Origin of the sequence: Alysiella crassa DSM 2578 (genome assembly GCF_000745955.1) — a bacterium.
GTDB lineage: Bacteria > Pseudomonadota > Gammaproteobacteria > Burkholderiales > Neisseriaceae > Simonsiella > Simonsiella crassa.
In genome coordinates, this window is the sequence record NZ_JQKH01000021.1 from 1 (window position 1) to 24,284 (window position 24,284).

Here is a 24,284-nt window from a genome sequence, read left to right on the forward strand (position 1 = left end):
CGTCGTAATCAAACACAACTTCCTTAAAAAACCGTTGGATACGGCGATAGGAAGAGGTGCTTGTGGCTTTGGCATCAGGGAAAAACATTGCCAATTTGCTCAAATTACAGGTCTGCCGCATGGCAATGGTGCACAATAAATACACAAAAACAATAACGTGGCTCTTGTGCCATTTGAAAGTTTTGGTTACGATATGGGTAAGTTCGCTCAATTCAGTCATATTGGATTAGTCGTGAGAAAATTAATACGATACCACTGAATTGATGCGGACTTCTTTTTTTATTGTACTTTTTTTGTCGTGTACTGAAAGGCTGCCTGAAAGTGCGAGATCTATATTATTCCGCCGCCCCATCAGCTTTCACACGCATCGCCATTAAAGTATGCAAACGCCGCTTGTCCGCGCGCGCCACCGTAAACAGCCAATCGCCCACCACCACTTTTTCGCCACGCACAGGCAAATGCCCCAATTCATGAATGACTAAACCACCAATGGTATCTGCTTCTTCTGTGCTAAAATTTGTGTCAAAATATTGATTAAAATCATTTATTTCTGTCGTTGCTTTAATTTGCCAACGCTCTGCCGAAACAGGAAAAATATTATCTTCTTCTTCATCAAATTCGTCTTCAATTTTGCCGACAATTTCTTCCATCAAATCTTCAAAAGTAACCAAACCTGAAATGCCGCCGTATTCGTCCACCACAATTGCCATGTGATTGTGTTGCTCTTGAAATTCTTTTAATAAAATGGTCAAAGACTTGCCTTCAGGCACAAACACAGGAGGGCGGGTTAAACTTTCCAGCTTAAATTGCTCGGGATTGAGCGCGAATTTGAGCAAATCTTTGGCGTGCAAAATGCCAATCACATGGTCTTTATCGTCCGCAATCACGGGGAAACGCGAATGCGCCGTGTCCACCACATACGCCATAATCCGTTCAATAGAATCGGTGGTTTTGATAACGTCCATTTGGGCGCGGCTAATCATCACATCACGCACCTGCATTTGATTGAATTTCAACACATTTTCTAAACGCGCCAAAGTGTCGCTGTCCAACATTTCCTGTGCATGGCATTGGCGCAATAATTCGCGCAACGCGTCCATGTTTTCAGGCAACAGGCTGCCTGAAAGTTTGCCAAATAATTTATTGATAAGACTGGGTTTGTGGTTGTCCATTATGGTGTTTTCTTATTGATAATTAGGGGGTTTTTCAGGCTGCCTTGTGTCCAGCCAATTAATAAGGGTCGGCAATATTTAATTGTGCCAACAGGCGTGTTTCCAAACTTTCCATTTCTTCCGCTTCATCGTCTGTCATGTGGTCGTAGCCCATCAGGTGCAGTGTGCCGTGTAGGGTTAAATGCGCGAAATGGTCGTGCAATGATTTGCCTTGTTCCGCCGCTTCTTTTGCCACGACTTGTGGGCAAATAATCAAATCGCCACGCAACACATCATCTTGTTCTACAAAAGAAAATTCGCCTTCATTGTGGGCAAAACTCAAGACATTGGTAGCATAATCTTTGCCACGATAATCGCGGTTATAGCTTTGCGCTTCTGTTTCGTCTAATAAAATCAAGGAGATTTCGGCGTAACGGTAAAAATTTTTCAGCGCGTGCCAAATCCATTGATAAAATTGTTTTTCGCTAGGCAGGTTTTTTTCGCTGCTATCATTTTGATAATATAGGGAAAATCTTTGTTTTTGAATCTGTAAAAAGGGAAAATGTTTGGTTTGCTTTTTCATGTTTTCAGGCTGCCTGAAGGGTTAATTAAACACATGAATTGTTACAAAAATTCACGCCATCGTCTATAATTCACGCCATTTTAAACGAAATTGTGAACAAAAACATGACAAACGAAGTAGAAAATATCCCCGCAGAACATCGTCGCAGCATTAAATCTTTCGTGCTGCGACAAGGACACATGACCGCCGCGCAACAAAAAGCCATTGATGATAATTGGGCAGATTTCGGTGTGGATTTTGTTAATCAACCCATTAATTTAAATGATAAATTTGGACGCGATAATCCGAAAATTTTAGAAATTGGTTTTGGCATGGGTGTTGCGACCGCCGAAATCGCACGCAGGCTGCCTGAAAAAGATTTTCTTGCCATTGATGTGCATGGACCAGGTGTGGGTAATTTGTGCAAATTGATGGTGGAGCAAAATATCCGCAATATTAAAGTCATGCGTCATGATGCGGTGGAAGTGGTAGAAAATATGTTGTCAGACAATAGTTTGGATGGTATTCATATTTTTTTCCCAGACCCTTGGCACAAAAAACGCCACAATAAACGGCGTTTAATCCAAATTCCTTTTGTGGAAAAATTGTTACCAAAATTAAAATCAGGCGGTTATATTCATTTGGCGACCGACTGGGAAGAATATGCGATACAAATGCTTGAAGTATTGAACCATTTTTCAGGCAGCCTGCAGAACACCGCTACCGATTATGCGCCTACGCCCGATTATCGCCCCGAAACCAAATTTGAAGCGCGTGGCAAACGCTTGGGGCATGGGGTGTGGGATTTGGTGTTTACCAAAAAATAATTTTGCAGGCTGCCTGAAAATTCAATCTAACGAGAACATCATGAAAATCAAATCATTACTTATTTTAAGCGGCGTGGCGGCGATGATTGCGGCGTGTACCAATAAATATCCGCAACCCATCGCCACCCAGCCACAGCCCCAGATTCAGCCGCCCATTGGCGCAACGCAGCCTGTGGGCTATGTTCATCAGTCGGGTGATACAAGTTATACCGTTGTTTCTTATCAACAATTGCCTAATTGGCACAATAATCCCTTTTCAGGCAGCCTGAAAGCCTTTCGCTTGGGTTGCGACAAATTGGCAAAACAAGCAGCATGGACTGCCGTGTGCAACAAAGCCAGTTTAATCAATGAAAATGACGCCGCCGCAGCCAAAGCCTTTTTTGAACAATATTTTACCCCTTGGCAAGTGGCGCAAAATGGCAAAACGCAAGGTTTGTTTACGGGTTATTACGAAGCCGTGTTGGGGGGCAGCCTGAATCAAACGCCACAAGCGCGTTTCCCGATTTATGGCGTGCCGAATGATTTTGTCAGCATTCCGATTACGCCCGCGCAAAAAGCGTATGGCGGCGTGTTGCGCGTGTCGCCGACTGCGGCAAATCGCGGTGTGGTGAGCGAATCGGGTTCACATACGGCGAATTTGGCGGCGTTTCCCTTGAGTGAACGCAGTACGGCATTGAAAGGGCGATTTGTCGGCGGTGAATTTGTGCCGTATCACACGCGCCCCGAAATCAACGGTGGCGCACTCAATGGCAAAGCCCCGATTTTGGCGTATGCGAATGACCCTGTGGAATTGTTTTTCTTACATGTGCAAGGCTCGGGGCGTTTGCGATTGAATAATGGGCAATATTTGCGTTTGGCGTATGCAGATAAAAATGACTACCCCTATGTTTCTATTGGGAAATATATGGCGGAACGGGGTTATTTGTCTTTGAATCAGGCTTCGGCACAGGGGATACAATCGTATTTAGCGAATCATCCCAGCAAATTAGCCGAAATTTTGGGGCAAAATCCAAGTTATATTTTCTTTAAACAAGGTACAGGCAGCGAAAACGATGGGCCCGTTGGCGCATTGGGTGTGCCTTTGGAAGCGGAATTTTCGGGCGCGGTGGATAAGCAATACATTACTTTGGGTGCGCCAATTTTTGTCGCCACCACCCACCCGAGTAAAAATACGCCGCTTAATCGCCTGATTATGGCGCAGGACACAGGCAGCGCGATTAAAGGTGCGGTGCGTGTGGATTATTTCTGGGGCTTTGGCTATGAAGCAGGGCAGACGGCTGGGAAAATGAAACATCAGGGCTATGTATGGCAATTGTTGCCCAATGGGCTTATGCCGAAATAATTTTCAGGCAGCCTGAAAATGTAGGGTGCGTATTACGCACCAAAATGATTGAATAATTAAAAGATTTCAGTAAATTTGGTGTGTACGGCGCACCCTACAATATATTTTTGTCGTGTACTTTCAGGCAGCCTGAACATATTTTTAATTTTAAAACAAGGAAATCATCATGAATATTTTGGTAACAGGCGGCACAGGTTTTATTGGCGCACACACCGTTGTGGAATTGCTGAACGCAGGACACACACCCATTATTTTGGACAATCTGTCCAATTCATCGCCCAAAGTCTTGGACAGAATTGCCGACATCACAGGTAAAACGCCCCCATTCTACGAAGGCGATATTCGCGATAGAACTTTGTTGCAACAGATTTTTTCGCAGCACGCCATTGACAGCGTCATGCACTTTGCCGCGCTCAAAGCGGTGGGCGAAAGCGTGGCGCAACCCTTGCGTTATTACGACAACAATGTTTCAGGCAGCCTGATTTTGCTGGAAGAAATGCAAAAAGCAGGCGTGTTCAGCATTGTGTTCAGCTCATCGGCAACGGTTTATGGCGACCCCGAAGTCGTCCCCATCACCGAAAACACGCGCACAGGCGGCACAACCAACCCCTACGGCACGTCCAAATACATGATGGAACGCATGATGATGGATTTACAGGCAGCCGACAGCCGTTGGAGCGTGATTTTATTGCGCTATTTCAACCCGATTGGCGCACACGAAAGCGGCAAAATTGGCGAACAACCCAACGGCATACCGAATAATTTGCTGCCCTACGTTTGCCAAGTGGCGGCAGGGAAATTGGCGGAACTGTCCGTATTTGGCGATGATTATCCAACCCATGACGGCACAGGCGTACGCGATTACATTCATGTGGTGGATTTGGCGATGGGTCATTTGAAAGCCCTTGACGCAAAAGCCAAAACGGCAGGCGTTCACATTTACAATTTGGGTACAGGCGTGGGCTATTCCGTGTTGGACATTGTGAAAGCATTTGAACAAGCGTCTGGGCAAACCGTGAAATACGCGATAAAACCACGCCGCGCTGGCGACATCGCCGTGTGCTATGCCGACCCAGCCAAAGCCGCTACCGAATTGGGCTGGCGTGCCGAACGCGATTTGGCGACCATGATGGCGGACGCTTGGCGTTGGCAGTCCCATAATCCGAATGGGTATGATGATTGAGTCAAGTTTCAGGCTGCCTGATTGGTTCAAATCCAGCAATCAGGCAGCCTGAAAAAGAACCATCACACATTCATAAATCGGACACCCGCTTTATGGCTAATGATATTTTGAATTTTATTTTGTAATTCAATATCTTGTGCTTGAGCGTTATCGGGTAATGAAAAAGCGTGAATTTCCGCGTGGGTGTGAAATTTTTGCGCGTAAACCACACGCTGATTATGCCCCAGCCATTCTATTTTCTGCGTGTCCATATTCAAACGAATATGCTCCATACCCAGTTGCCCAACTGCTTGTTTCCGTATCATTGCAGATACCAGCCACATGATTATCAAAGAAATCAAAATCGTACCCAAAAGGCTGATACCAACAATCATCGGCGAATACGACATAAAAACCGTCAAATAAATCAGCGCAACAATTAAACCTATTGAGCCAAATTTCATCATGGTTTTTTTAACTCTTTGAATATGTTTCGCATAATTTTGCTCGGTCATCATAAATTGCGTTTGCCAATCTATTTGCGTTTTGCCTTGCATTAATTCGCTGTGAACGCGCTGTAAAATGGCTCGTTTGGTTTCATTATCCAATGTGTTTTGCATAACATACCTTTCTTAAAATCAATATGATATAGGGTTTCAGGCTGCCTTTCAGTACAACAGATTGAAGGGTGCGCCGTGCGCACCAGATTCACTATACATTTGTTTTGTTGTGACGGAAAGGCAGCCTGAAATGTTTTTTGTTTATTGCAAAGCCAATAAATCCAATTTTTTCATCAAAACTTGGTCGCTGTCTTCATTGGGGTTGCCTGATGTGAGCAGTTTGTCGCCATAAAAAATGGAATTTGCCCCTGCCATAAAGCACATCGCTTGCACCGATTCGGGCATATCGGTGCGTCCTGCGCTTAATCTGATGAAACTTTGTGGCATGGTAATTCGTGCCACGGCAATGGTTCGCACAAATTCTGTCCAATCCAAATCTTCGGCGTGTGCCAATGGTGTGCCTGCGGTTTTGACCAACTGGTTAATCGGCACGCTTTCAGGCTGCGGGTCAAGGTTCGCCAAACTGGCAATCAAGCCTGCGCGTTCGGGGCGCGTTTCGTTCATGCCGACAATGCCACCGCAACACACTTTCAACCCAGCTTGGCGCACTTTGCCCAGCGTGTCCATGCGGTCTTCGTGGCGGCGTGTGTGTATGATGTCGTTGTAGCGGCTGGGGTCGGTGTCCAAATTGTGGTTGTAGTAATCCAAGCCTGCTTGTTTCAAATCTTCTGCCATGCCCTCTTGCAACATGCCGAATGTGCCGCAAGTTTCCAAACCCAAATCTTTGACCGCTTTGATGATTTCGCTGACCAATTTCACATCGTCAGGCTTGGGGCCTCGCCACGCTGCGCCCATGCAAAAACGGCTTGCACCGCGTTCTTTGGCAATTTTGGCTTTGGCGACCACTTCTTCTACGCTCAACAAAGCCTGTTTTTCCACGCCTGTGTGGTAATGCGCGGATTGGGGGCAGTATTCGCAATCTTCAGGGCAACCACCTGTTTTAATGGACAATAATGTGGATAATTGGATTTTTTGTGGGTCAAAATGCTGGCGATGTACGCTGGCTGCCTGAAAAACGAGTTCCAAAAAAGGTTGATTGAATAATTCTTCCACTTGGCATTTGCGCCAATATTGTGCGGTGGCGTGCGGCTGGGTTTCAGGCAGCGCACGGCGAAAAGCGATGGGGGATAAAGTTTGTGTCATGATGATTTCTCCTTGATTTTATTGGAATAAAATTTGCCCAAAATACAACATCACAATGGCGCACAATGCCAAAATCACGCCCAAGTAATTTAATTTGTTCACTTTTTCGTGAAATGCCAATCCGCCCACCAAAGTACCCAACACAATCACGCCCATGTTCATGCCTGCAAACACCAGAGTGGGGCTGTCTTTAAACGCTTGGTGGGCTTTGATGTAAAACAGAATGTTCATGAAATTCAGGCAGCCCAGCAATGCGCCAGCGAGCAAATTGTTTTTGTGCCAAAGTGTGTTTTTGCTCAATAAATATGCAAACATCAACGCCCCCGCCAGCACAAACACCACCAACAGGCTGCCTGAAAATGCCGCGCCTTGCTTGGATAACTGTTTGAATAAAATATCAATCACGCCATAACCCAACCACACAGCAAGCAACCATTTTGCTGCGCCTTGTTCGCTGGTGGCGGTGTTGTTGTGCGGTTTATGCAGCACCAACAGCAGCGCGAAAATCGCCAAAATCAAGCCCACCAAACGGTGCGGCAAAATGGTTTCGCCAAAAATCGTAAAAGCCGCCAACACGGGCAAAAACAGCGACAGGCGTTGCGCCGCGTCCGATTTGACAATGCCAGCCACCGCCACCGAACGCCCCATGGCAATAAAAATGGTCGGCAACAACACCCCCAAAGCCACAAACAGGGCAATTTGGCTGCCTGAAAAATTCAGGCTGCCCAGTTGCGTTTGCGGCTGCAAAAAGGCGATGGTTAAAATCGTGGCAATCACATAATTGCTTGCCACCATTTGTTCAATGGACAAGCCGCGTTGTCGCGCCACTTTGAGCAATGCCGCCACCGACACGCTCGCCAAAATACTGCAAATCAAAAATAACATGGTTTCAATTTCCATAAAAATCAAAAAAATCAAATTTCTGCGCAATGTAGAACATTTGAGCCTACCGCCAATCGGTTGAGCAAACGCTTTATAGCGAAAAATACGCAAAATGGCAAATGTGCGCGTTCAGGCAGCCTGAAAACAGACAAATTTGCCATTATTCCCATTACGTTGAACACGCGTTGTGCCGCGTACCACGCTGCACAGCCCCACGATTAGCCATTTTTCCCAATATTTTCAGGCTGCCTGAAAATATGCGGCAAAAATTATCGTAGGGTGCGCCGTGCGCACCAAAATTGCCACCCAATTTTCATTTTTTGTAGCAATTCGGTGCGCACGGCGCACCCTACATATTCTACGCAAGTCCTTTATTTTCATTGAATATTTTATTTTGCTTATTCCAACATTCATGTTAAAAAAGTAAGCGAAATGACAAAAATCCCAATCATCTTATTCACAAAAAACAAAAAATATTTCAGGCAGCCTGAAAATTTCAAACCATTTGAATTTAAATTATTTTTTTGTTTGGCTTACTTTTCCAAAAAGTAAGTCGCCGCGCGGCGACAGAGCGCACGCCGTAGGCAAACTTTTATTTTTATCGTGTACGTTCAGGCTGCCTGAAAACGCATTCCGCGCTAAAATACCGCTTTTTTATTCCCCCAAAAAATCATCATGAATTTACTCTCCGTACTCGCCAAAGTCAGCAGCATGACCATGATTTCACGCGTACTTGGTTTTGTGCGCGACGCGATTGTGGCGCGAATTTTCGGCGCGGGCATGGCAATGGACGCGTTTGTGGTGGCGTTCAGGCTGCCTAATTTATTGCGCCGTATTTTTGCCGAAGGTGCGTTTTCGCAAGCCTTTGTCCCCATACTTGCCGATTACAAACAAAATCAAACCCCTGAAAACACACAATTATTTGTGCAACATGTGGCAGGTATGCTGATGTTTGCGTTGACGATTGTTACTGCGATTGGCATACTCGCCGCGCCCGCGATTATTTGGGCGACCGCCGCAGGGTTTACGCAAGGCGATGGCACGCGTTTTGATTTGGCGGTGGATTTGTTGCGCGTGGTGTTTCCGTATATTTTGTTGATTTCATTGTCATCATTTGTCGGCAGTATTTTGAATACTTACGGTAAATTCGCCATTCCAGCGTTCACGCCCACGTTTTTGAATATTTCGTTTATTGTATTTGCCGTGTTTTTTGTGCCGTATTTTGACCCAGCGATTATGGCTTTGGGTTGGGCGGTGTTTGTGGGGGGGATTTTGCAATTGGCGTTTCAGTTGCCTTATTTGTGGAAACTGGGTTTTCTTAAATTCCCCAAACTGAATTTCCGCGATGCGGCGGTGAATCGGGTGATGAAACAGATGATACCGTCTATTATTGGTTCATCGGTGGCGCAAATTTCGCTGGTGATTAATACGATTTTTGCTTCATTTTTGGTGGCGGGCAGCGTATCGTGGATGTATTACGCCGACCGTTTGATGGAATTGCCATCGGGCGTGATAGGCGTGGCATTGGGGACTATCTTGTTGCCCACCCTATCCAAACACGCCGCCACCGAGAATATGACTGAATATTCCGCGCTGTTGGATTGGGGTTTGCGCCTGTGTATGCTGTTGATTTTGCCTGCGGCGGTGGGTTTGGCGGTGTTGGCATATCCCCTGATTGCCACTTTGTTTATGTATAACCAATTTAGCCAATATGACGCGCAAATGACCCAATACGCGCTGATGGCATACGCAGTAGGTTTGCTGCCCATGATTATGGTACGCATACTGGCGCCCGCGTTTTATGCGCGTAAAGACGTGAAAACGCCCATGCGTATTGCCATGATTTCATTGGCAGGCACGCAATTGTTTAATTTATTACTGGTTTGGCAATTGAAACATGTGGGTTTGGCTTTAGCGATTGGCTTGGGTGCGACCATTAATATGAGCTTATTATTACGCAAACTCAAGCAAGAGCAAATTTACCAACCCAAAACAGGTTGGCGAACTTTTATTGTGAAATTGGCGATTGCTTTGGGCGTGATGGCGGGTGGATTATTTATTGCCCAACAATTTCTGCCTTATCGCTGGGAAGAAGTCGGCGGCATGGTACGCAGCCTGCAATTGATGGGTTTGATTGTGTTGGCGATGGTGTTGTATTTTGCGACTTTGGGGGTGCTGGGTTTCCGACCGCGTGATTTTAAGCGTTCGGAAGCGCATTGATTGAACCATTCAGGCTGCCTGAAAGATTTTTTGATAAAAAATCATGAAATTCGTTAAATTACTGATTTTATTATTTGCCTTAAACCACGCCCACTCCGCCGAATTACACTATTTTGTGGACAAAAACAGCGGCTTGGTGGGCGTGAAAAATCGTGCAGGCAAAATCATCATTCCCGCAAAACACCGTTTCGCGGAACTTTGGGGACGCTACCAACGCCCCATTGCCAACCATCAATACGAAATTGAATTTTTGGGCAGACCCGATAATTTGCCAGAACCCAGTTCGCCAGCCGTTTCTATTGCAGGCAGCGTGTACAATCGTGATGGCAAATTTCTCTATCATGCTCAATGGTTTGACAATGGTTTAGATTTATGGAGCGAGGGCAAACGCCGTTTTGTGGAAAATGGCAAAATCGGTTTTGTAAACCGTGATGGCGAAAAAATCATTGCTGCACAATACGATAACGCGGGACAATTTCAGTTGGGCTACGCCAATGTAATCATTGGCAAAGTGAATAAACAATGTATTGCCCCCGATGATTGCGAAAAATTTCTCTATGTAGCAAACGAAGGCGCAGATGAATTTGTGATTAACGAACGCGGCGAACGCATTTCAGGCAGCCTGAAACCAGAAGCCGATAGCGATATTCAAATAGGTCATTTGTATTATCCCATGCCATTGAAAGTAGAAAATGCTTTGGAAAACAAAATTATGGCGAATATTACCCGTTTCAAAACACAATTGGACGATGGCGAAGAAAATCTGTTTTACGCGATTTCGGCGCGCCCGAGCGCACATTTTCCCTATTATGAAATCAGTCAATATCGCATTTATCAACCACATCATGCCTTCCCAAACACACATTGGGAAGTCAAACTGGTGGCGGATAGATTGGGTAATCTGTACCATTTTGACAATGGTTTTGAAGATGAAAAACGTGTTTTAAAACCTGTGAAATGATTGTTCAGGCTGCCTCATTACTCTACAAAAATGAGACAGCCTGAAAAAACAAACACCCAAATGGTGTAAACCATTTGGGTGATGTAAAATTTTGGTGGTCAGAGGCAGGATCGAACTGCCGACACACGGATTTTCAATCCGTTGCTCTACCGACTGAGCTATCCGACCAATCAAGTCTCGTATTAAAACAAAAAACATAACTTTACGCAAGTTAAAAGTGGCTTACTGGCGATAATTGATTGTGTTATCTATGGAAATAAATTCAATCTACTCAAGAATTAAAGTGGATTGTAAAGAAAAATTCCCTACTTAGTTAAAAAGTGCTAAAATGCAATCCATTTGAATTTTGGTATAAAGTAATTGCTTTGTTTGGGATAACTTTATTGCTTTGAGAATGGAAGTAATATGCTGATTTTTTTAGTTCAATTCGCAGCTTGGAGGAACTATGTTTGAAGATAATCCAATGATATTGGTGGCGATTGTCGTGTTTATTGCTGCGGCTGTTGTGTTTTGGTGGCAGAAAAAGCAAAGCGGCGAATCATCGGGCGGCAGCAAGAAAAAAGGGGGCAAAAAAGGGAAAGCCTCTCGCCGCGAAGAATACGATGATGACGATGATGAAACCGAAAAAGATGAAGATGAAACATCTGAAGTAGAAGAAGGGGAATGGGGCGTTACCGCTTCCGTTTCCAATAATGTCGTTGATGACACCAAAGTATCAGTACAAGAAGTAGACCCTTTAACCGAGTTTAATGTTTACAAGCAATTTGGTTATCACGAAAAAGCAGCAGAATCTTTGTCAGTGTATATGAAAAATTATCCTGATAAAGTAACACCCAAATTAATCGCTGAATTGGTGGGTTTGTGGCTGGAAGCGAAAAAAGTTGACCAAATCGCTGAAGCATTAACACAATATCAGGCTGCTTTCCCCAATGAAATTTTGGCAGACTACATCAAAAAAGGTTTGGCATTGGATGCTAACCATTTGGGTTTGCGAGTATTGGCAGAAAGCCGTTTGGGTTGGGGTGTGAAGAAAACCGCTCAAGAAATTGGCGAAAAAACCGAGGCACCTACCACCAGCTCTACTTCTGAACGTCCAAAAACTTTGGGCAAAAGCAAAGAAGCAGCGCAGGCTGCCAAAGCCATTCCACGCAAACCTTTGGTATTGGGTGAAGCCACTTTGGGCAAAATCACACAAGATGAAAAAGGCGCAGTATTGTCCTTTATGAATCCTGAAGAAAGTGTAAAATTGCTCAAAGGCGCATTATCTTATGAATTGGCAACCAAATTTTTGAATAAAGCCATTCGTACTTCTACCAAACCTGCAGCTTTGTTAATTGACGCTTTGACTTTGGATTTCAAGGCCAAAAATGTGAATAATTTTGCTGAACATTTGTGGCATTTGTATCATAATTTGGGACAAAGTGGTCGTCAGGTAAAAGAGCGCATGTTGGGTTTAGGCTACACTTTGGGTGAACACCCTGTATTTGGTAGCTTGGAAGCAGCAGGCGCGGATGCAACAGCCTTGCGTGAAATTGGTATTCAAAATGGCTTTTTGGATTTGGGTGCCAGTCAGAAAAAAGCGCGTCATCGTGATTTGGTGAGCGAAGTGGTGGATTCTAATGTGGAAGCGAAAACACCTGCAGAACGCGCTTTGAAAGAAGCCGAATCGCTGTTGATGTACGGTCAATTAGATCAATCTTTGGATTTATTAGAACGTGCCATCAAAGCGTATCCGCAAGAATCACAGTTGTATGTTGCATTGTTTGATTTGTATGAACGCGCTGAAGAATGGGAACGCTTGGAGAAATTGTTGCAAGAATTGCGTTCGCAAATTCAAACTTTACCTGAAGAAGTGGTGTTGGCAATGAGCCAATTACTGCAACGTTTTAATAATGGCTCATTTGGAAACTAAGACGATGAATAATAATATTCCGCAAGTGAAAACGGTGAAGTTGCTGTTTGTTGCGATGGATGAACAGCAACAAGCCATGTTTAAAATGGCGTTTAAAATGCACAGCACGACAAATTATCAGGTTATTGGGCCAGATGAAGCAGGCGAAAAACCTGATATGGTGATTGTGGATGCCGATGGTGCAACAGGTGTTGCAGCTTGGCAACGTGCCAAAACCGATTATCCCAAGAGCGTGGTGGTGTATTTCTCAAAAACGCCACCGAGTTTGACCGCGCCTTATTTGTCTAAACCAATTAAATTTGATACCTTGTTCTTAAGTTTGCGTAATTTATTGCAAGGTAATGGTGTGTGGGTGTCGCACCCAAGTGCGGCAGCACAGCCACGCGCTTCGGCAACTTTATCGCCATCTGGTGCAAGTTCTGCGGTTTCAGGCAGCCACGGTCATGCGGCTACGCAACACGCACAGCAGCCTGCACGCGCTGCTGAAGTAACGATTCCGCGTTTTGACCCACGCAGTGGTTTGTTGGGTCGCTTCCGTGAGTTGTTAAATCACAACAAAGATACGGTGATTGTGTATAACGACAAACCTGTATTGGCAGTATTCCCTGCTGTGCAACGTGTTTGGGTGCCTGATTCCAAATTATTGAAAGAATTGTGCCGCCAAGAACAGTCGAATATTAAGGTGAAAATCATCTCTGAAGGCAGCCAAATTCAAGAACGTGCCAATGCCACCGTGGTATCATGTATGTGGCAAGTCGCTGTTTGGACGGCAAATGGTCGTTTGGTTCATCCGTTGAATCCAAATACCGTGTTCCGTTTGAAATATTGGCCAAACTTGACTCGTTTAGCACCTTTGCCTGAATCCATGCGTTTGTCTGCATTTTTAACGAAAACATCGGTTAGTTTGAATATGTTGTACAAAATGATGCCTTTGGATATGGCAGATATTTTGAACTACATTGCCGCCACTTATCTGACCGATTATTTGACCATTACGCAACAAGTGGCAGAAGCAGCAAGCGCGTCTTCATCTCAAACCACGATGAAAGTTGAGTCCAGCAGCCATGAAAGCAGTAATCGTTCAGGCAGCGAAACCAGCACCAAAACATCGGAAGCACCGAAAAAAGAAGGTTTACTCGGTCGCTTGATGAGAAAATTACTTAGCAAATAACAAAAAGGCATAGAATCATGTTGGTAGAAAATAAAATTATTTTTACAGGACCAGTTGGTGTGGGCAAAACTACCGCGATTGCTGCCCTGTCTGATGACCCACCTATCCAAACCGATGCCAGCGCATCAGATATGACATCTGTACGTAAAGGCTATACTACTGTGGCAATGGACTATGGCTTGATTCAGTTAGATGAAAATACCAAAGTGCATTTATATGGTACACCTGGGCAGGAACGCTTTGATTTCATGTGGGATATTTTGAGTCAAGGCAGTATGGGTTTGATTTTGCTGTTGGATAACACTCGTGCTAATCCTTTGAAAGATTTAAAATTCTTCTTGGATTCATTTGCTGATTTGCTGAAAACTGCGCCTGTTGTGATTGGTGTAACCAAAATGGACATTCGCGCTGTGCCTGGGATTGATGTTTACCAAAAATATTTGTCTCAACATGGTTTGGTTGCACCTATTTTTGAAGTAGATGCCCGTAATGAAGAAGATGTGAAACAACTGGTTACGGCTATGTTGTTCCAAATTGACCCTGGTTTAGAGGTGTAATAACATGGATTCAAATCTGTCTTTACAAACGAATTTATATCCGCGCATTACGCCTGCAGGGGCGTTTTATGCGGTTGCCAATAAAAATGAAAGTGCCAGCCGCACTCTGTTGTCCAATATTTTGCAGTCTTCAGGCAGCGAGATTTTGACGACTGAAAAATTGTTGGAATGGGCTGAAACCACCGACACAGCGGCAGCATTGAATTTGCTGTATCGTTTGCAGCGTTTGGAGTTTTTGTATGGCGAGGACACGCCAGCACAGTTGCCACCTGCCAGCGACACGGCTTTGGCAAAATTATTACCCCATTTGTCTGACAGTAAAAAAGCATTATTGATTGACCAAGATGGCTTTTATTTTGCCAATGCGGGTTTCAATCATGAAGCGGCGGAAGAAGTGGCAGTATTGGCAAATGAAGCCATTCGTTTGTCGGAACGCCACGCTTTGTTGATTAAAAACAATCTGAATATTTATCAGAATGCGTGGGGTTTGTGCGACCCAACGGGACAAAGTGAATTGACTTTCTTCCCCATTTACATTAATGACGCCAAATTTATTTTGGTAACGGGTGGTGCGCCACAACTCCACAAAGAAGCATTTGTGGCTTTGGTGCGCTTGCTTTATCAAACCAACGACCCCGCTGGTTTTGGTGCGGCTGCTTAATAACAATTTGATTGGACACATAAAATGCATGCACAACTTTTAACATCTATATTAAGTGATTTAAATAGTTCTTCAGTAGATATTACGTCTTCTGCGGTGATTTCTACTGATGGTTTGCCTGTGGCGCATTTACTGCCAGCCAATATTGATGCCGACCGTATTGGTGCGATGTCTGCAGCTTTGTTGGCTTTGGGTAATCGCACGGCGCAAGAATTGGCTTGTGGCGAATTGGAACAGGTTATCGTGAAAGGTAAACTGGGTTACACTTTGCTGATTCAAGCTGGTGGCACAAATGTATTGTGCTTAACTGCAAAAGAAAGCGCGAAATTGGGCTTGATTTTGTTGGACGCTCGCCGCGCTGCACGCAGTATCATTGATGTAACCAAATAATTCGGTTGTTATTAAGCAGTCAAAAAAGTGCAAACCAAAACCAGTCTATGAGAATAGGGCGGTGATGGTGGCACTTTTTTGCTTTCAGGCTGCCTAAATATGCGACAAAACATTTGGCAAAGGTAGCTGGCAATGCTGTTACTGGTTTAAATTGAATTCACTATAATTGAGTGTTGAGAGTGGCGTATATCAAAGGAAAAACCATGCAAATCGCCTACATAGACCTAGAAACCGACCGAGACAATCGCCATATTCTGGACATGGGCGCGATTTGTGGGCAACAGCACATTCACACTACCCACCTGCCTGAACTGCTGAATACCATTCAGGCTGCCGATTTTCTTTGTGGACACCATTTTCTGCACCACGATTTCCCCCATTTGCAAGCGCATTTGGCACAACTCAATTTTCACGCGCACGATGTGATTGACACCCTGCTCTTGTCGCCTCTGCTGTTCCCAGCGCGCCCCTATCACGCGCTGGACAAAGATTACAAAACCCAATTTGACGAATCCAATAATCCCTTAACTGATTGTTTCATTACAAGAGATTTATTGGACAGCGAACAACAGGCTTTTTTCAGGCTGCCTGAAAATCTGCAAACCATTTTTTATCAATTATTGGGGCAAACCAACGGTTTTGCCGCCTTTTTTCGGTCTATGGGTTTTCAGGCTGCCTGCAATGATGTCGCCCAACTCATTCACCAAACCTTTCACGAACACATTTGTCATCACGCACCACTTGATGACATCATCACGCAACACCCCACCGCGCTGGCGTACGCATTGAGCCTGATTCATTGCTAACAACGCCACAGCATTTCCCCCACATGGCTTACGCATCAACACCCTGAATTGGCAAGCATTTTGCGCCAAATTCGCGGCACACCTTGCGCGGAACATTGCCCCTATTGCCAAACCCATTTGAACGCGGAACGCCATTTGCAAAAATATTTCGCCTACCCCAGTTTCCGCGAATATAACGGCAAACCGCTCCAAGCGCAGGCTGCCCAAGCCGCCATTGCCCATCAATCTTTGCTGGCGATTTTCCCGACTGGCGGTGGCAAATCCGTTACTTTTCAAGTGCCTGCTTTAATGGCGGGCGAACACAGCAAGGCTTTGACCGTCATCATTTCGCCCCTGCAATCGCTGATGAAAGACCAAGTGGACAATCTGGAACAGCGCGGCATCACCGAAGCGGTTACGATTAACGGCTTGCTTGACCCGATTGAACGCCAAAAAGCCGTGCAGCGCGTGCAAGACGGTTCAGCCAGCCTGCTCTATATTTCGCCCGAAAGTTTGCGGTCGCGCACGATTGAGCATTTGATTTTGGGGCGCAATGTGGCGCGTTTTGTGATTGACGAAGCGCATTGCTTTTCCGCATGGGGGCAGGATTTTCGTGTGGATTATTTGTACATTGCCGAATTCATTCAACGCATTCAAACGCATAAACAACACGCCATTCCCGTATCCTGTTTCACAGCCACCGCCAAACCGCAAGTGGTTGAAGACATTAAACAGTATTTCAAAAAAAATCTGGATTTGGATTTACAGGTTTTTGCGGCTGATGTGGGACGCAAAAATTTGCATTACCAAGTTTTGCCCCAAAAAAACGATGATGAACGCTACCAAACCTTGCGCCATTTGATTCAGCAACACAACTGCCCGACCATTGTTTACGTTTCACGGACGCGAAAAACGCAAGAGTTGGCGCAACAATTGATGCAAGACGGTTTCGCCGCCCTGCCTTATCACGGCAAAATGGAAAATGAACAAAAAATCGCCAATCAAAACGCCTTTATGACGGGCGAAGCGCAAATCATGGTGGCGACTTCCGCCTTTGGCATGGGCGTGGATAAAAAAGATGTGGGCTTGGTGGTGCATTATGAAATTTCCGATTCGCTGGAAAATTATGTGCAAGAAGCAGGTCGTGCTGGGCGCGATGAACAGATTCAGGCTGCCTGTTTTGTGTTGTTTCAGCTTGAAGATTTGGACAAGCATTTTATTTTGTTGAACCAAACCAAAATTTCCCAAAAAGAAATCAACCAAATTTGGAAAGCCATTAAAGATTTATGCGGCAAACGCAGCCAAATCACCGAATCCGCGCTCAATATCGCCAAACAAGCAGGTTGGCAAGACGAACACATTGATGAAATTGAAACGCGCGTCAAAACCGCCATTGCCGCGTTGGAAAATGCGGGCTACGTCAAACGCGGACAAAATATGCCGTGCGTCTATGCCAACAGCATTTTGGCAAAAAACGCCCAAGAAGCGATTGAAAAAATCGCCCAATCTCAAATCATACACCCCGACCAAAAAAGCCATGCCGTGCGCGTCATCAAAAAGCTGTTTTCGCAACGCAGCCAAATCCACGCCACAGACGAACAAGCCGAATCGCGTGTGGATTACATGGCAGACGTGTTGGGTTTGAAAACGGAAACGGTGGTCAAAATCGTGTCGTGGTTGCGCATGGAAGGGATTTTGGCTGACCAGCAGGATTTACGAGCTTTCATTCGCCACAATGGGCGCAGCCAAGATGTCATCACGCGCTTGTCGCATTTGGCGGATTTGGAGCGGGCGTTGTTGGCGCAATTCAAAGAACATGATGGGGTTTTGCACACGTCTTACAAAGCCTTGAATCAACTGTTTTCAGGCAGCCTGAAATTTTCCAATCCGAAAATCATCAAATCTTTGCTGGCTTTTTGGAAAATCAAAAACTGGCTGGGTCGCGCGGAAACGCAATATGATGAAATCGCACTCGCCATGAAATTGCCCTTGCCCGATGTGGCGCAATGGCTGGAACGCAAACATTTTTTGGCGCAATTTGCGGTGCGCTATTTGCACGATTTGCGCGATTTGTCTCATCAGGCTGCCGCAGAAAATCCCGATTTGGCGTATGTGGAATTTTCTTTGGGTGGTTTGCAAAAAGCGTTTGCCCAACAAAATTTGAGCGACATCGCCACTTTGGAAGAATGGGAAGATGTGTTGTTTTATTTGGTGCGCATGGATTTGTTGAAAATTGAAGGCGGCTTTTTGGTCGTGTATCAACGCTTACATGTTCAACGCCTGATTGCCGACAACCGCAAACAATACACCAAAGACGATTACACCCAGCTCGCGCATTATTACCAAATGCGCCAAGAGCAAATTCACATCGTTGGCAAATACGCGCAAACGATGATGAATGACGTTCAGGCTGCCTTAAAATTGGTGCGCGATTATTTCAGTTTGGATTATCGCCAATTTTTGCGCCACTATTTTCCCGCCCAAGAAAGCGAATCGCTCAAACGCAATATGACCGCAGCGCGTTTTGAACAATGGTTTGGCAATTTGTCGCCCGAACAAAGGCAGATTATTCAAGATAATCAAAGCCAGCACATTGTCGTGTTTGCCGCCCCAGGGAGTGGCAAAACGCGCGTGTTGGTACACAAATTGGCATCTTTGTATCAACTGGAAGATGTCAAACACGAGCAACTGTTGATGCTGACGTTTTCGCGTGCTGCCGCTCATGAATTTAAATCGCGCCTGTTTGATTTGATTGGCAATGCGGCAGCGTATGTGGAAATCAAAACTTTTCATTCTTACTGTTTTGATTTACTGGGGCGTGTGGGCGATTTGCAGCAATCCGATGACATCATCGCCCAAGCCATTGCCAAAATTCAGTCGGGCGAAGTGGAAAGCACGCGCATTGCCAAACTGGTTTTGGTGCTGGACGAAGCGCAAGACATCAATGCCACACAATTTGAATTGGTCAAAACATTGATGGCACACAACGAAGACATGCGCGTGATTGCCGTTGGCGATGACGACCAAACGATTTACGATTTTATGGGCGCAAGTCCGCATTATATGCAAACTTTGTTGCGCGATTTTGGCGCGACCAAATACGAATTGTTGGCAAATTACCGCAGCAAAAGCGAAATTGTGCGATTTTGCAATCATTTTGCCAGCCACATCAGTCAGCGTTTAAAAGAAAATGACGTTGCTGCCGTACAAACGGAAACGGGGCAAGTAGAATATGTGGCGTTTTCAGGCAGCGTGTTGCCGCTTTTGCTGGACAAAGTGCAAGCCGCACAAGGGCACAGTGTTGCCGTTTTAACGCACACCAATGAAGAAGCCATTTGGCTGGCTGGCGAACTGAAACAGGCGCAAATCCCCTGCAAATTGGTGCAAGGCAATGACGGGTTTCGCGTACACGATTTATTGGAAGTGCGCGTGTTTGAACATTTTTTGGCTTTGCATGGGAAAGCCGTGATAGACGAAATCGCGTGGCAAACCGCCAAACAACGCGCCCAAACGCATTTTTCGCGCAGCCAACATTTGTCTTTATTAAACAATTTATTGGGCGATTTTGAACACACGCACCCGAAAACCAAATACGTTTCCGATTGGTACAATTTTGTTCAAGAATCGGCATTGGAAAATTTTGACCGCGCCCATCAGGCAAGCGTACACGTTTCCACCATACACAAAGCCAAAGGGCGCGAATACGATGATGTTTTGGTGTATTTGAATCAGGCAGCCTGTGAAAGAGATGAACAAAAACGTTTGCTGTATGTGGCATTTTCGCGCGCCAAATCGCATTTGTGCATTTTCGCCAATCACGCCCATTTGCACAAAATGTGCGCCAATGTGGGTGCAGAAATCCCGTTTTATCGTGGCGAAGCGATTGCGCCAGCACGTGAATTGGCTTTGTATTTGAATCATGGTGATGTGAATCTGGGGCGTTTCGCGGCATGTGCGCGTGCTGTTCGGGCTTTGCAGGCTGGCGATAAATTATTGGCGGACGGGGAAAAATGTTGTGATTTATCGGGCAATGCGGTTTTGTATTTTTCCAAAAAATTCCGTGAAAAATTAGCGCATTATCAACAATCATACTATCAAATCAGCCATGCGGAAGTCAATTTTATTGTGTTGTGGCACAACAAAGAAAATGATGAAACGAGTCGGATTGTGTTGCCGATTGTGTATTTGCGGCGGTAAATGAATATTTAGGCAGCCTGAAAACCAATTTTCAGGCTGCCTGATTAAGTAAATATTATAAAATCAATTATTTACCCATTTTTAATTTTTGCCACAATTGCGTAGTTTGTTTTTTCGCAGCGTCTTCCATTTGTGGCATCACGAAACCAGCCGCCATATCGTCCGCATTTGGGAAAATAGAACGGGTGGCAACCAATGCTGGGTCCATTTTTTCGCGCGCTGGCAAACTCGCAGGTGCAAAAGTTACCGCATTACCATTTTTGGTGGCAATTTCAGGGTCAAGTGTGTAATTGATGTATTTGTGCGCGTTGGCGACGTTTTTCGCGTCTTTTGGAATCACCCAAGATTCCACCCAAATGCCCATGCCTTTTGGCGTCAGCACTTCAATGCCCACATTGTTTTTCACTTCTTCTGAACGCGCTTTTGCCATATTCAAATCGCCGCCATTGCCCGCCGCCAAGCACACATCGCCACGCGCCAATTCATCAATCACCGATGGGCTGAAACGCTTCACGTCAGGGCGAATGGCTTGCAACACGGCTGCTGCTTCTTCAATATCGGCAGGATTGGTGCCTTTGGGGTCTTTGCCGATGTATTTCAACACGATGGGGAACATTTCGCTAGGCGTGTCCCACAAGGCAATACCGCAACCTTTTAATTTATTGGTGTATTCTGGTTTGAACAATAAATCCCAACCGTTTTCAGGCAAATTGCCGCCCAACACTTCTTTACCTTTGGCGGTGATGGCTAAAGTGTTCGCGCCCATGAAATAGGGCACAGCATATTCTGCCGCTTCGGGGTGTGCGTCATTGAGCAATTTCAGTAAAGCTGGGTCAATATTGCCATAGTTTGGAATCAAATCCTTGTTAATTTTTTGATACGCACCCGCTTTGATTTGGCGTGGCAAAAACGCAATACCTGGTACAGCCAAATCGTAACCTGATTGACCTGTCAGCATTTTGGCTTCCAGCGTTTCATTGTTTTCGTACAAATCGTAGGTCAATTTCAAATTATTTTGTTTTTTGAAATCTTCAACCGTGCTTTCGTCCACATAATTTGACCAGTTGTAAATGTTCAAGGTATCGGTGGCTGCTGCTGCGGTTGCCGTTGCTGCACCTGAAGCGTTGGCTGGAGCAGGTGTTTTTTCTGCTGAATTTGAATTGCCGCCGCCACAAGCCGCCAAGGCAAACAATACGATGGTGCTTAACAAGGTTTTTTTCATAATAAAATCAGTTCCTTTAAAAGGTGCGCCTGAAAAAGCGCGTGTTGGAATTTATCTTCTCGCTGGGAAAAGTGGTGGATAGAAGCTGGGGATTGTAAAGTTTTTGTTAGGAAAAATCAATCATTTGTCAATTGTATTTCAGACGGATACAATGTGCTTGTCTGAAATGTGAAATTTAATTTCAGGCTGCCTTGTATAAGACAATCAATCTATGTAGGGTGCGCCGTGCGCACCAATGTATAGTGGATTCAATTTAAATCAGGACAAGGCGACAGCGACCGCCGTGTACAGCGAGTACATAAGGGAGCTGGCAACGCTGTACTGGTTTAAATTGAATTCACTATAATGAAAAATAAAGTTTTTATGCTGGAATTGGTGCGCATAGTGCACCCTACCATTTTGTTTGTGTATTTTCAGGCAGCCTGAAACCCTTAATCCGAAAGTAAACATCATGAATATTCAAGCCATTTTATTTGACCTAGACGGCACACTCGCCGACACCGCCCTAGATTTAGGCGGCGCACTCAATGCCTTGCTCCGCGCCAAAGGGCTGCCTGAAAAACCGCTCGCCGATATTCGTCCTTATGCCAGTCATGGTTCCAGCGCGTTGGTGCAATTTGGCGCAGGGATTTCGCCCGAACACCCCGATTTTGCCCAATGGCGACAAGATTATTTGGCGCAATATGATTTGTGTTTTGACCGCGACACGGTTTTGTTTGATGGCGTGAACACGCTGATTGGTGAATTGGCAGCGCGTGGCATTCAATGGGGCATTATCACGAATAAACCCGCCACGTTTACCGACAGACTCGTCCCTAAACTGAATTTTGTCGTGCCACCTGCGGTGGTGGTGAGCGGCGACACTTGCGATGAAGCCAAACCCAGTGTCAAACCCATGCTGTATGCCTGTGAACACATTGGGGTGCAGCCTGAAAACTGTGTGTATGTCGGCGATGCAGAACGCGATATGTTGGCGGGTCGCAACGCAGGCATGAAAACTGTGTTAGCAGAATGGGGCTACATCGCCCACACAGACGACACCGACAAGTGGGCATGGGATTTCAGTATGCAGCAACCATTGGATATTTTGCATTTGCTCACCCACAATGACGAGCGGCAATACCATGATTGATTTACATTGCCACTCCACCGTTTCCGATGGCGCATTGTCGCCGCGCGAAGTGGTGAAGCTTGCCGCCACCAACGGTTGCACCATGCTCGCGCTCACCGACCACGACCACACGGGCGGCATTGCCGAAGCACGTGAAGAAGCCATGTGGCGCGGGATTCGCCTGATTTCAGGCGTAGAAATTTCCGTAACATGGAATAGCCGCACCGTGCATATTGTCGGTTTAGATTTTGATGAACACGATGGCAGCCTGCAAAATCTATTGTCCACCATCAGAAAAGGGCGCATAGAACGCATGAAACTGATGTGCGACAAACTCGCCAAACACGGCATTGACGGCGCATTTGATGACGTCATGCAACGCGCCGCCGCCAATCCCGAAATGGTGTCGCGTACCCATTTGGCGGATTTTTTGGTGGAAAACCAATATGTTCGCACCAAACAACAAGCGTTTACCAAATATTTGGGCGAAGGCAAATCCGCCTATGTACGCCACGAATGGGCAGATTTGGGCGACGCGGTTGCCGCCATCAACGGCGCAGGTGGCATAGCCGTGATTGCCCACCCGATGCGTTACGATTTATCGGCAACAGGCAGACGCCGCCTATTTGAAGCATTCAAATCGGTGGGCGGTCGCGGCATGGAAGTGCATAGCGGCAGTTGCTCGGCAGGCGACCGTATGCAATACAGCGTCTTGGCACAACGCTATGATTTATTGGCAAGTTGTGGTAGCGATTTCCATCGTTTACATGATTATAGCGGTGGCGTATTGGGGCGTTGTCCCGAATTGCCTGATTTTTGTGAACCTGTTTGGCAGCATTTTTGAATATTCAGGCAGCCTGAAAGAGTAGGGTGCATTGTGTGTACCCTACATTTGGGTTTACCATCATTTCAGGCAGCCTGAAAACAGAAATAGAAAGATTAAATTTAATGAAATCAACCATTATCCGCCACCACCATACCGCTCTAATTTGTTCCGATTACACCGTTTCCAAAAAATTCTACACCGAAATACTGGGTTTTACTGTACTCGCCGAACATTATCGTGCCGAAAGATTGTCCTATAAATTGGATTTGGGCATAGGTCAAGATTATGTTTTGGAACTGTTTTCCTTTCCCAATCCGCCGCCGCGTGTTAGCTATCCAGCCGAAGCCTGTGGTTTGCGGCATATTGCCTTTGTGGTGGAGAATCCCGCCGCGTGGCGTGAACAGCTTTTGCAGCAAAATGTGGTGTGCGAAGATTTGCGCGTGGACGAATTCACAGGCAAAACCTTCTTTTTTATCCGCGACCCCGATGATTTGCCGATTGAGTTTTATGAAGTGTAAGGGTTGGAGTTATTGACCGCATGGGTTGCTGGAAAATTTGGGTGATGTATCAAAAAAATATGGT

At 45.6% G+C, this 24,284-nt stretch carries 22 protein-coding genes, 1 tRNA gene and 1 pseudogene; 16 read left to right on the top strand and 8 right to left on the bottom strand.

Annotated features, from left to right (window positions below; translation table 11 throughout):
* The 3 genes and pseudogenes from Q338_RS04885 to ybeY form a co-directional block, all read right to left on the bottom strand.
* Nucleotides 1–220: pseudogene (locus tag Q338_RS04885) on the bottom strand (IS4-like element ISAba33 family transposase); the annotation flags it as partial.
* Between the two features lie 115 nt (nucleotides 221–335).
* On the bottom strand, nucleotides 336–1,172 hold the full coding sequence (locus Q338_RS04890) for an HlyC/CorC family transporter (protein WP_034292599.1): 837 nt from the start codon (nucleotides 1,170–1,172) through the stop codon (nucleotides 336–338).
* 58 nt (nucleotides 1,173–1,230) lie between these two features.
* Nucleotides 1,231–1,734: an rRNA maturation RNase YbeY gene (gene ybeY / locus Q338_RS04895; protein ID WP_034292601.1), complete on the bottom strand. Its 504-nt coding sequence runs from the start codon at nucleotides 1,732–1,734 to the stop codon at nucleotides 1,231–1,233.
* Nucleotides 1,735–1,838: 104 nt separating this feature from the next.
* Between ybeY and trmB the strand changes: the two genes are divergently transcribed.
* From trmB to galE, 3 genes are all read left to right on the top strand, one after another.
* Entirely contained in the window at nucleotides 1,839–2,540 is a 702-nt protein-coding gene (gene trmB / locus Q338_RS04900; RefSeq protein WP_034292644.1) for a tRNA (guanosine(46)-N7)-methyltransferase TrmB, read from the top strand.
* Nucleotides 2,541–2,580: 40 nt separating this feature from the next.
* Nucleotides 2,581–3,882, top strand: a complete 1,302-nt coding sequence (mltA, locus tag Q338_RS04905; protein WP_034292603.1) for a murein transglycosylase A — start codon at nucleotides 2,581–2,583, stop codon at nucleotides 3,880–3,882.
* 166 nt (nucleotides 3,883–4,048) lie between these two features.
* The gene (gene galE, locus Q338_RS04910) at nucleotides 4,049–5,065 is read left to right on the top strand and encodes a UDP-glucose 4-epimerase GalE (protein ID WP_034292606.1); all 1,017 of its coding nucleotides are present in this window, start codon (nucleotides 4,049–4,051) and stop codon (nucleotides 5,063–5,065) included.
* 62 nt (nucleotides 5,066–5,127) lie between these two features.
* Here the strand turns inward: galE and Q338_RS04915 are convergent, their stop codons facing one another.
* The 3 genes from Q338_RS04915 to Q338_RS04925 form a co-directional block, all read right to left on the bottom strand.
* A complete protein-coding gene (locus tag Q338_RS04915) occupies nucleotides 5,128–5,664 on the bottom strand; it encodes a hypothetical protein (protein ID WP_034292608.1) in 537 nt (178 codons plus the stop codon).
* A 141-nt stretch (nucleotides 5,665–5,805) separates the two neighbouring features.
* On the bottom strand, nucleotides 5,806–6,807 hold the full coding sequence (gene bioB, locus Q338_RS04920; RefSeq protein WP_034292610.1) for a biotin synthase BioB: 1,002 nt from the start codon (nucleotides 6,805–6,807) through the stop codon (nucleotides 5,806–5,808).
* An 18-nt stretch (nucleotides 6,808–6,825) separates the two neighbouring features.
* Nucleotides 6,826–7,692, bottom strand: a complete 867-nt coding sequence (locus tag Q338_RS04925; RefSeq protein WP_034292646.1) for a hypothetical protein — start codon at nucleotides 7,690–7,692, stop codon at nucleotides 6,826–6,828.
* Nucleotides 7,693–7,767: 75 nt separating this feature from the next.
* On the opposite strand from Q338_RS04925, the gene Q338_RS14380 reads away from it, so the two are divergent.
* The 3 genes from Q338_RS14380 to Q338_RS04935 all read left to right on the top strand — a co-directional run bounded on the left by Q338_RS14380 (nucleotide 7,768) and on the right by Q338_RS04935 (nucleotide 10,870).
* Entirely contained in the window at nucleotides 7,768–7,911 is a 144-nt protein-coding gene (locus Q338_RS14380; RefSeq protein WP_156961035.1) for a hypothetical protein, read from the top strand.
* Between the two features lie 453 nt (nucleotides 7,912–8,364).
* Nucleotides 8,365–9,909, top strand: coding sequence for a murein biosynthesis integral membrane protein MurJ (gene murJ, locus Q338_RS04930; protein WP_034292612.1), 1,545 nt, complete (start codon nucleotides 8,365–8,367; stop codon nucleotides 9,907–9,909).
* Between the two features lie 43 nt (nucleotides 9,910–9,952).
* Nucleotides 9,953–10,870, top strand: coding sequence for a WG repeat-containing protein (locus Q338_RS04935; RefSeq protein WP_034292615.1), 918 nt, complete (start codon nucleotides 9,953–9,955; stop codon nucleotides 10,868–10,870).
* A 92-nt stretch (nucleotides 10,871–10,962) separates the two neighbouring features.
* Here Q338_RS04935 and Q338_RS04940 read toward each other — a convergent pair.
* Nucleotides 10,963–11,038, bottom strand: a tRNA-Phe gene (locus Q338_RS04940).
* A gap of 277 nt (nucleotides 11,039–11,315) precedes the next feature.
* Between Q338_RS04940 and Q338_RS04945 the strand changes: the two genes are divergently transcribed.
* The 7 genes from Q338_RS04945 (at nucleotide 11,316) to Q338_RS04970 (ending at nucleotide 20,543) form a co-directional block, all read left to right on the top strand.
* Nucleotides 11,316–12,782: a tetratricopeptide repeat protein gene (locus tag Q338_RS04945; protein WP_051968500.1), complete on the top strand. Its 1,467-nt coding sequence runs from the start codon at nucleotides 11,316–11,318 to the stop codon at nucleotides 12,780–12,782.
* A 4-nt stretch (nucleotides 12,783–12,786) separates the two neighbouring features.
* Nucleotides 12,787–13,953 (top strand): DNA-binding transcriptional response regulator, encoded by a 1,167-nt coding sequence (locus tag Q338_RS04950; RefSeq protein WP_034292619.1) that lies wholly within the window; start codon nucleotides 12,787–12,789, stop codon nucleotides 13,951–13,953.
* Nucleotides 13,954–13,973: 20 nt separating this feature from the next.
* Nucleotides 13,974–14,510, top strand: coding sequence for a GTP-binding protein (locus tag Q338_RS04955; RefSeq protein ID WP_034292651.1), 537 nt, complete (start codon nucleotides 13,974–13,976; stop codon nucleotides 14,508–14,510).
* A 4-nt stretch (nucleotides 14,511–14,514) separates the two neighbouring features.
* Nucleotides 14,515–15,171 carry a hypothetical protein gene (locus Q338_RS04960; protein WP_034292621.1) on the top strand — a complete coding sequence of 219 codons (657 nt, stop codon included), beginning with the start codon at nucleotides 14,515–14,517 and terminating at the stop codon, nucleotides 15,169–15,171.
* A 24-nt stretch (nucleotides 15,172–15,195) separates the two neighbouring features.
* A complete protein-coding gene (locus tag Q338_RS04965) occupies nucleotides 15,196–15,561 on the top strand; it encodes a roadblock/LC7 domain-containing protein (RefSeq protein ID WP_002641846.1) in 366 nt (121 codons plus the stop codon).
* Between the two features lie 203 nt (nucleotides 15,562–15,764).
* A complete protein-coding gene (locus Q338_RS14990) occupies nucleotides 15,765–16,367 on the top strand; it encodes a 3'-5' exonuclease family protein (RefSeq protein ID WP_211249425.1) in 603 nt (200 codons plus the stop codon).
* 60 nt (nucleotides 16,368–16,427) lie between these two features.
* Complete coding sequence (locus Q338_RS04970; RefSeq protein ID WP_211249426.1) at nucleotides 16,428–20,543, top strand: RecQ family ATP-dependent DNA helicase; 4,116 nt, start codon at nucleotides 16,428–16,430, stop codon at nucleotides 20,541–20,543.
* Between the two features lie 67 nt (nucleotides 20,544–20,610).
* On the opposite strand, the gene Q338_RS04975 is transcribed toward Q338_RS04970, so the two are convergent.
* Nucleotides 20,611–21,765, bottom strand: a complete 1,155-nt coding sequence (locus Q338_RS04975; protein ID WP_034292624.1) for an extracellular solute-binding protein — start codon at nucleotides 21,763–21,765, stop codon at nucleotides 20,611–20,613.
* Nucleotides 21,766–22,216: 451 nt separating this feature from the next.
* Here Q338_RS04975 and Q338_RS04980 point away from each other — a divergent pair, with 451 nt between their 5' ends.
* The 3 genes from Q338_RS04980 to gloA2 are packed head-to-tail and all read left to right on the top strand — an operon-like array spanning nucleotide 22,217 to nucleotide 24,220.
* Nucleotides 22,217–22,897 carry an HAD family hydrolase gene (locus Q338_RS04980; RefSeq protein WP_034292626.1) on the top strand — a complete coding sequence of 227 codons (681 nt, stop codon included), beginning with the start codon at nucleotides 22,217–22,219 and terminating at the stop codon, nucleotides 22,895–22,897.
* Nucleotides 22,890–23,720: a PHP domain-containing protein gene (locus Q338_RS04985; protein ID WP_034292654.1), complete on the top strand. Its 831-nt coding sequence runs from the start codon at nucleotides 22,890–22,892 to the stop codon at nucleotides 23,718–23,720. The genes Q338_RS04980 and Q338_RS04985 overlap by 8 nt, the downstream gene beginning before the upstream one ends.
* Before the next feature lie 35 nt (nucleotides 23,721–23,755).
* Nucleotides 23,756–24,220 carry an SMU1112c/YaeR family gloxylase I-like metalloprotein gene (gene gloA2 / locus Q338_RS04990; protein ID WP_248784404.1) on the top strand — a complete coding sequence of 155 codons (465 nt, stop codon included), beginning with the start codon at nucleotides 23,756–23,758 and terminating at the stop codon, nucleotides 24,218–24,220.
* The last annotated feature ends 64 nt before the right edge of the window (nucleotides 24,221–24,284 follow it).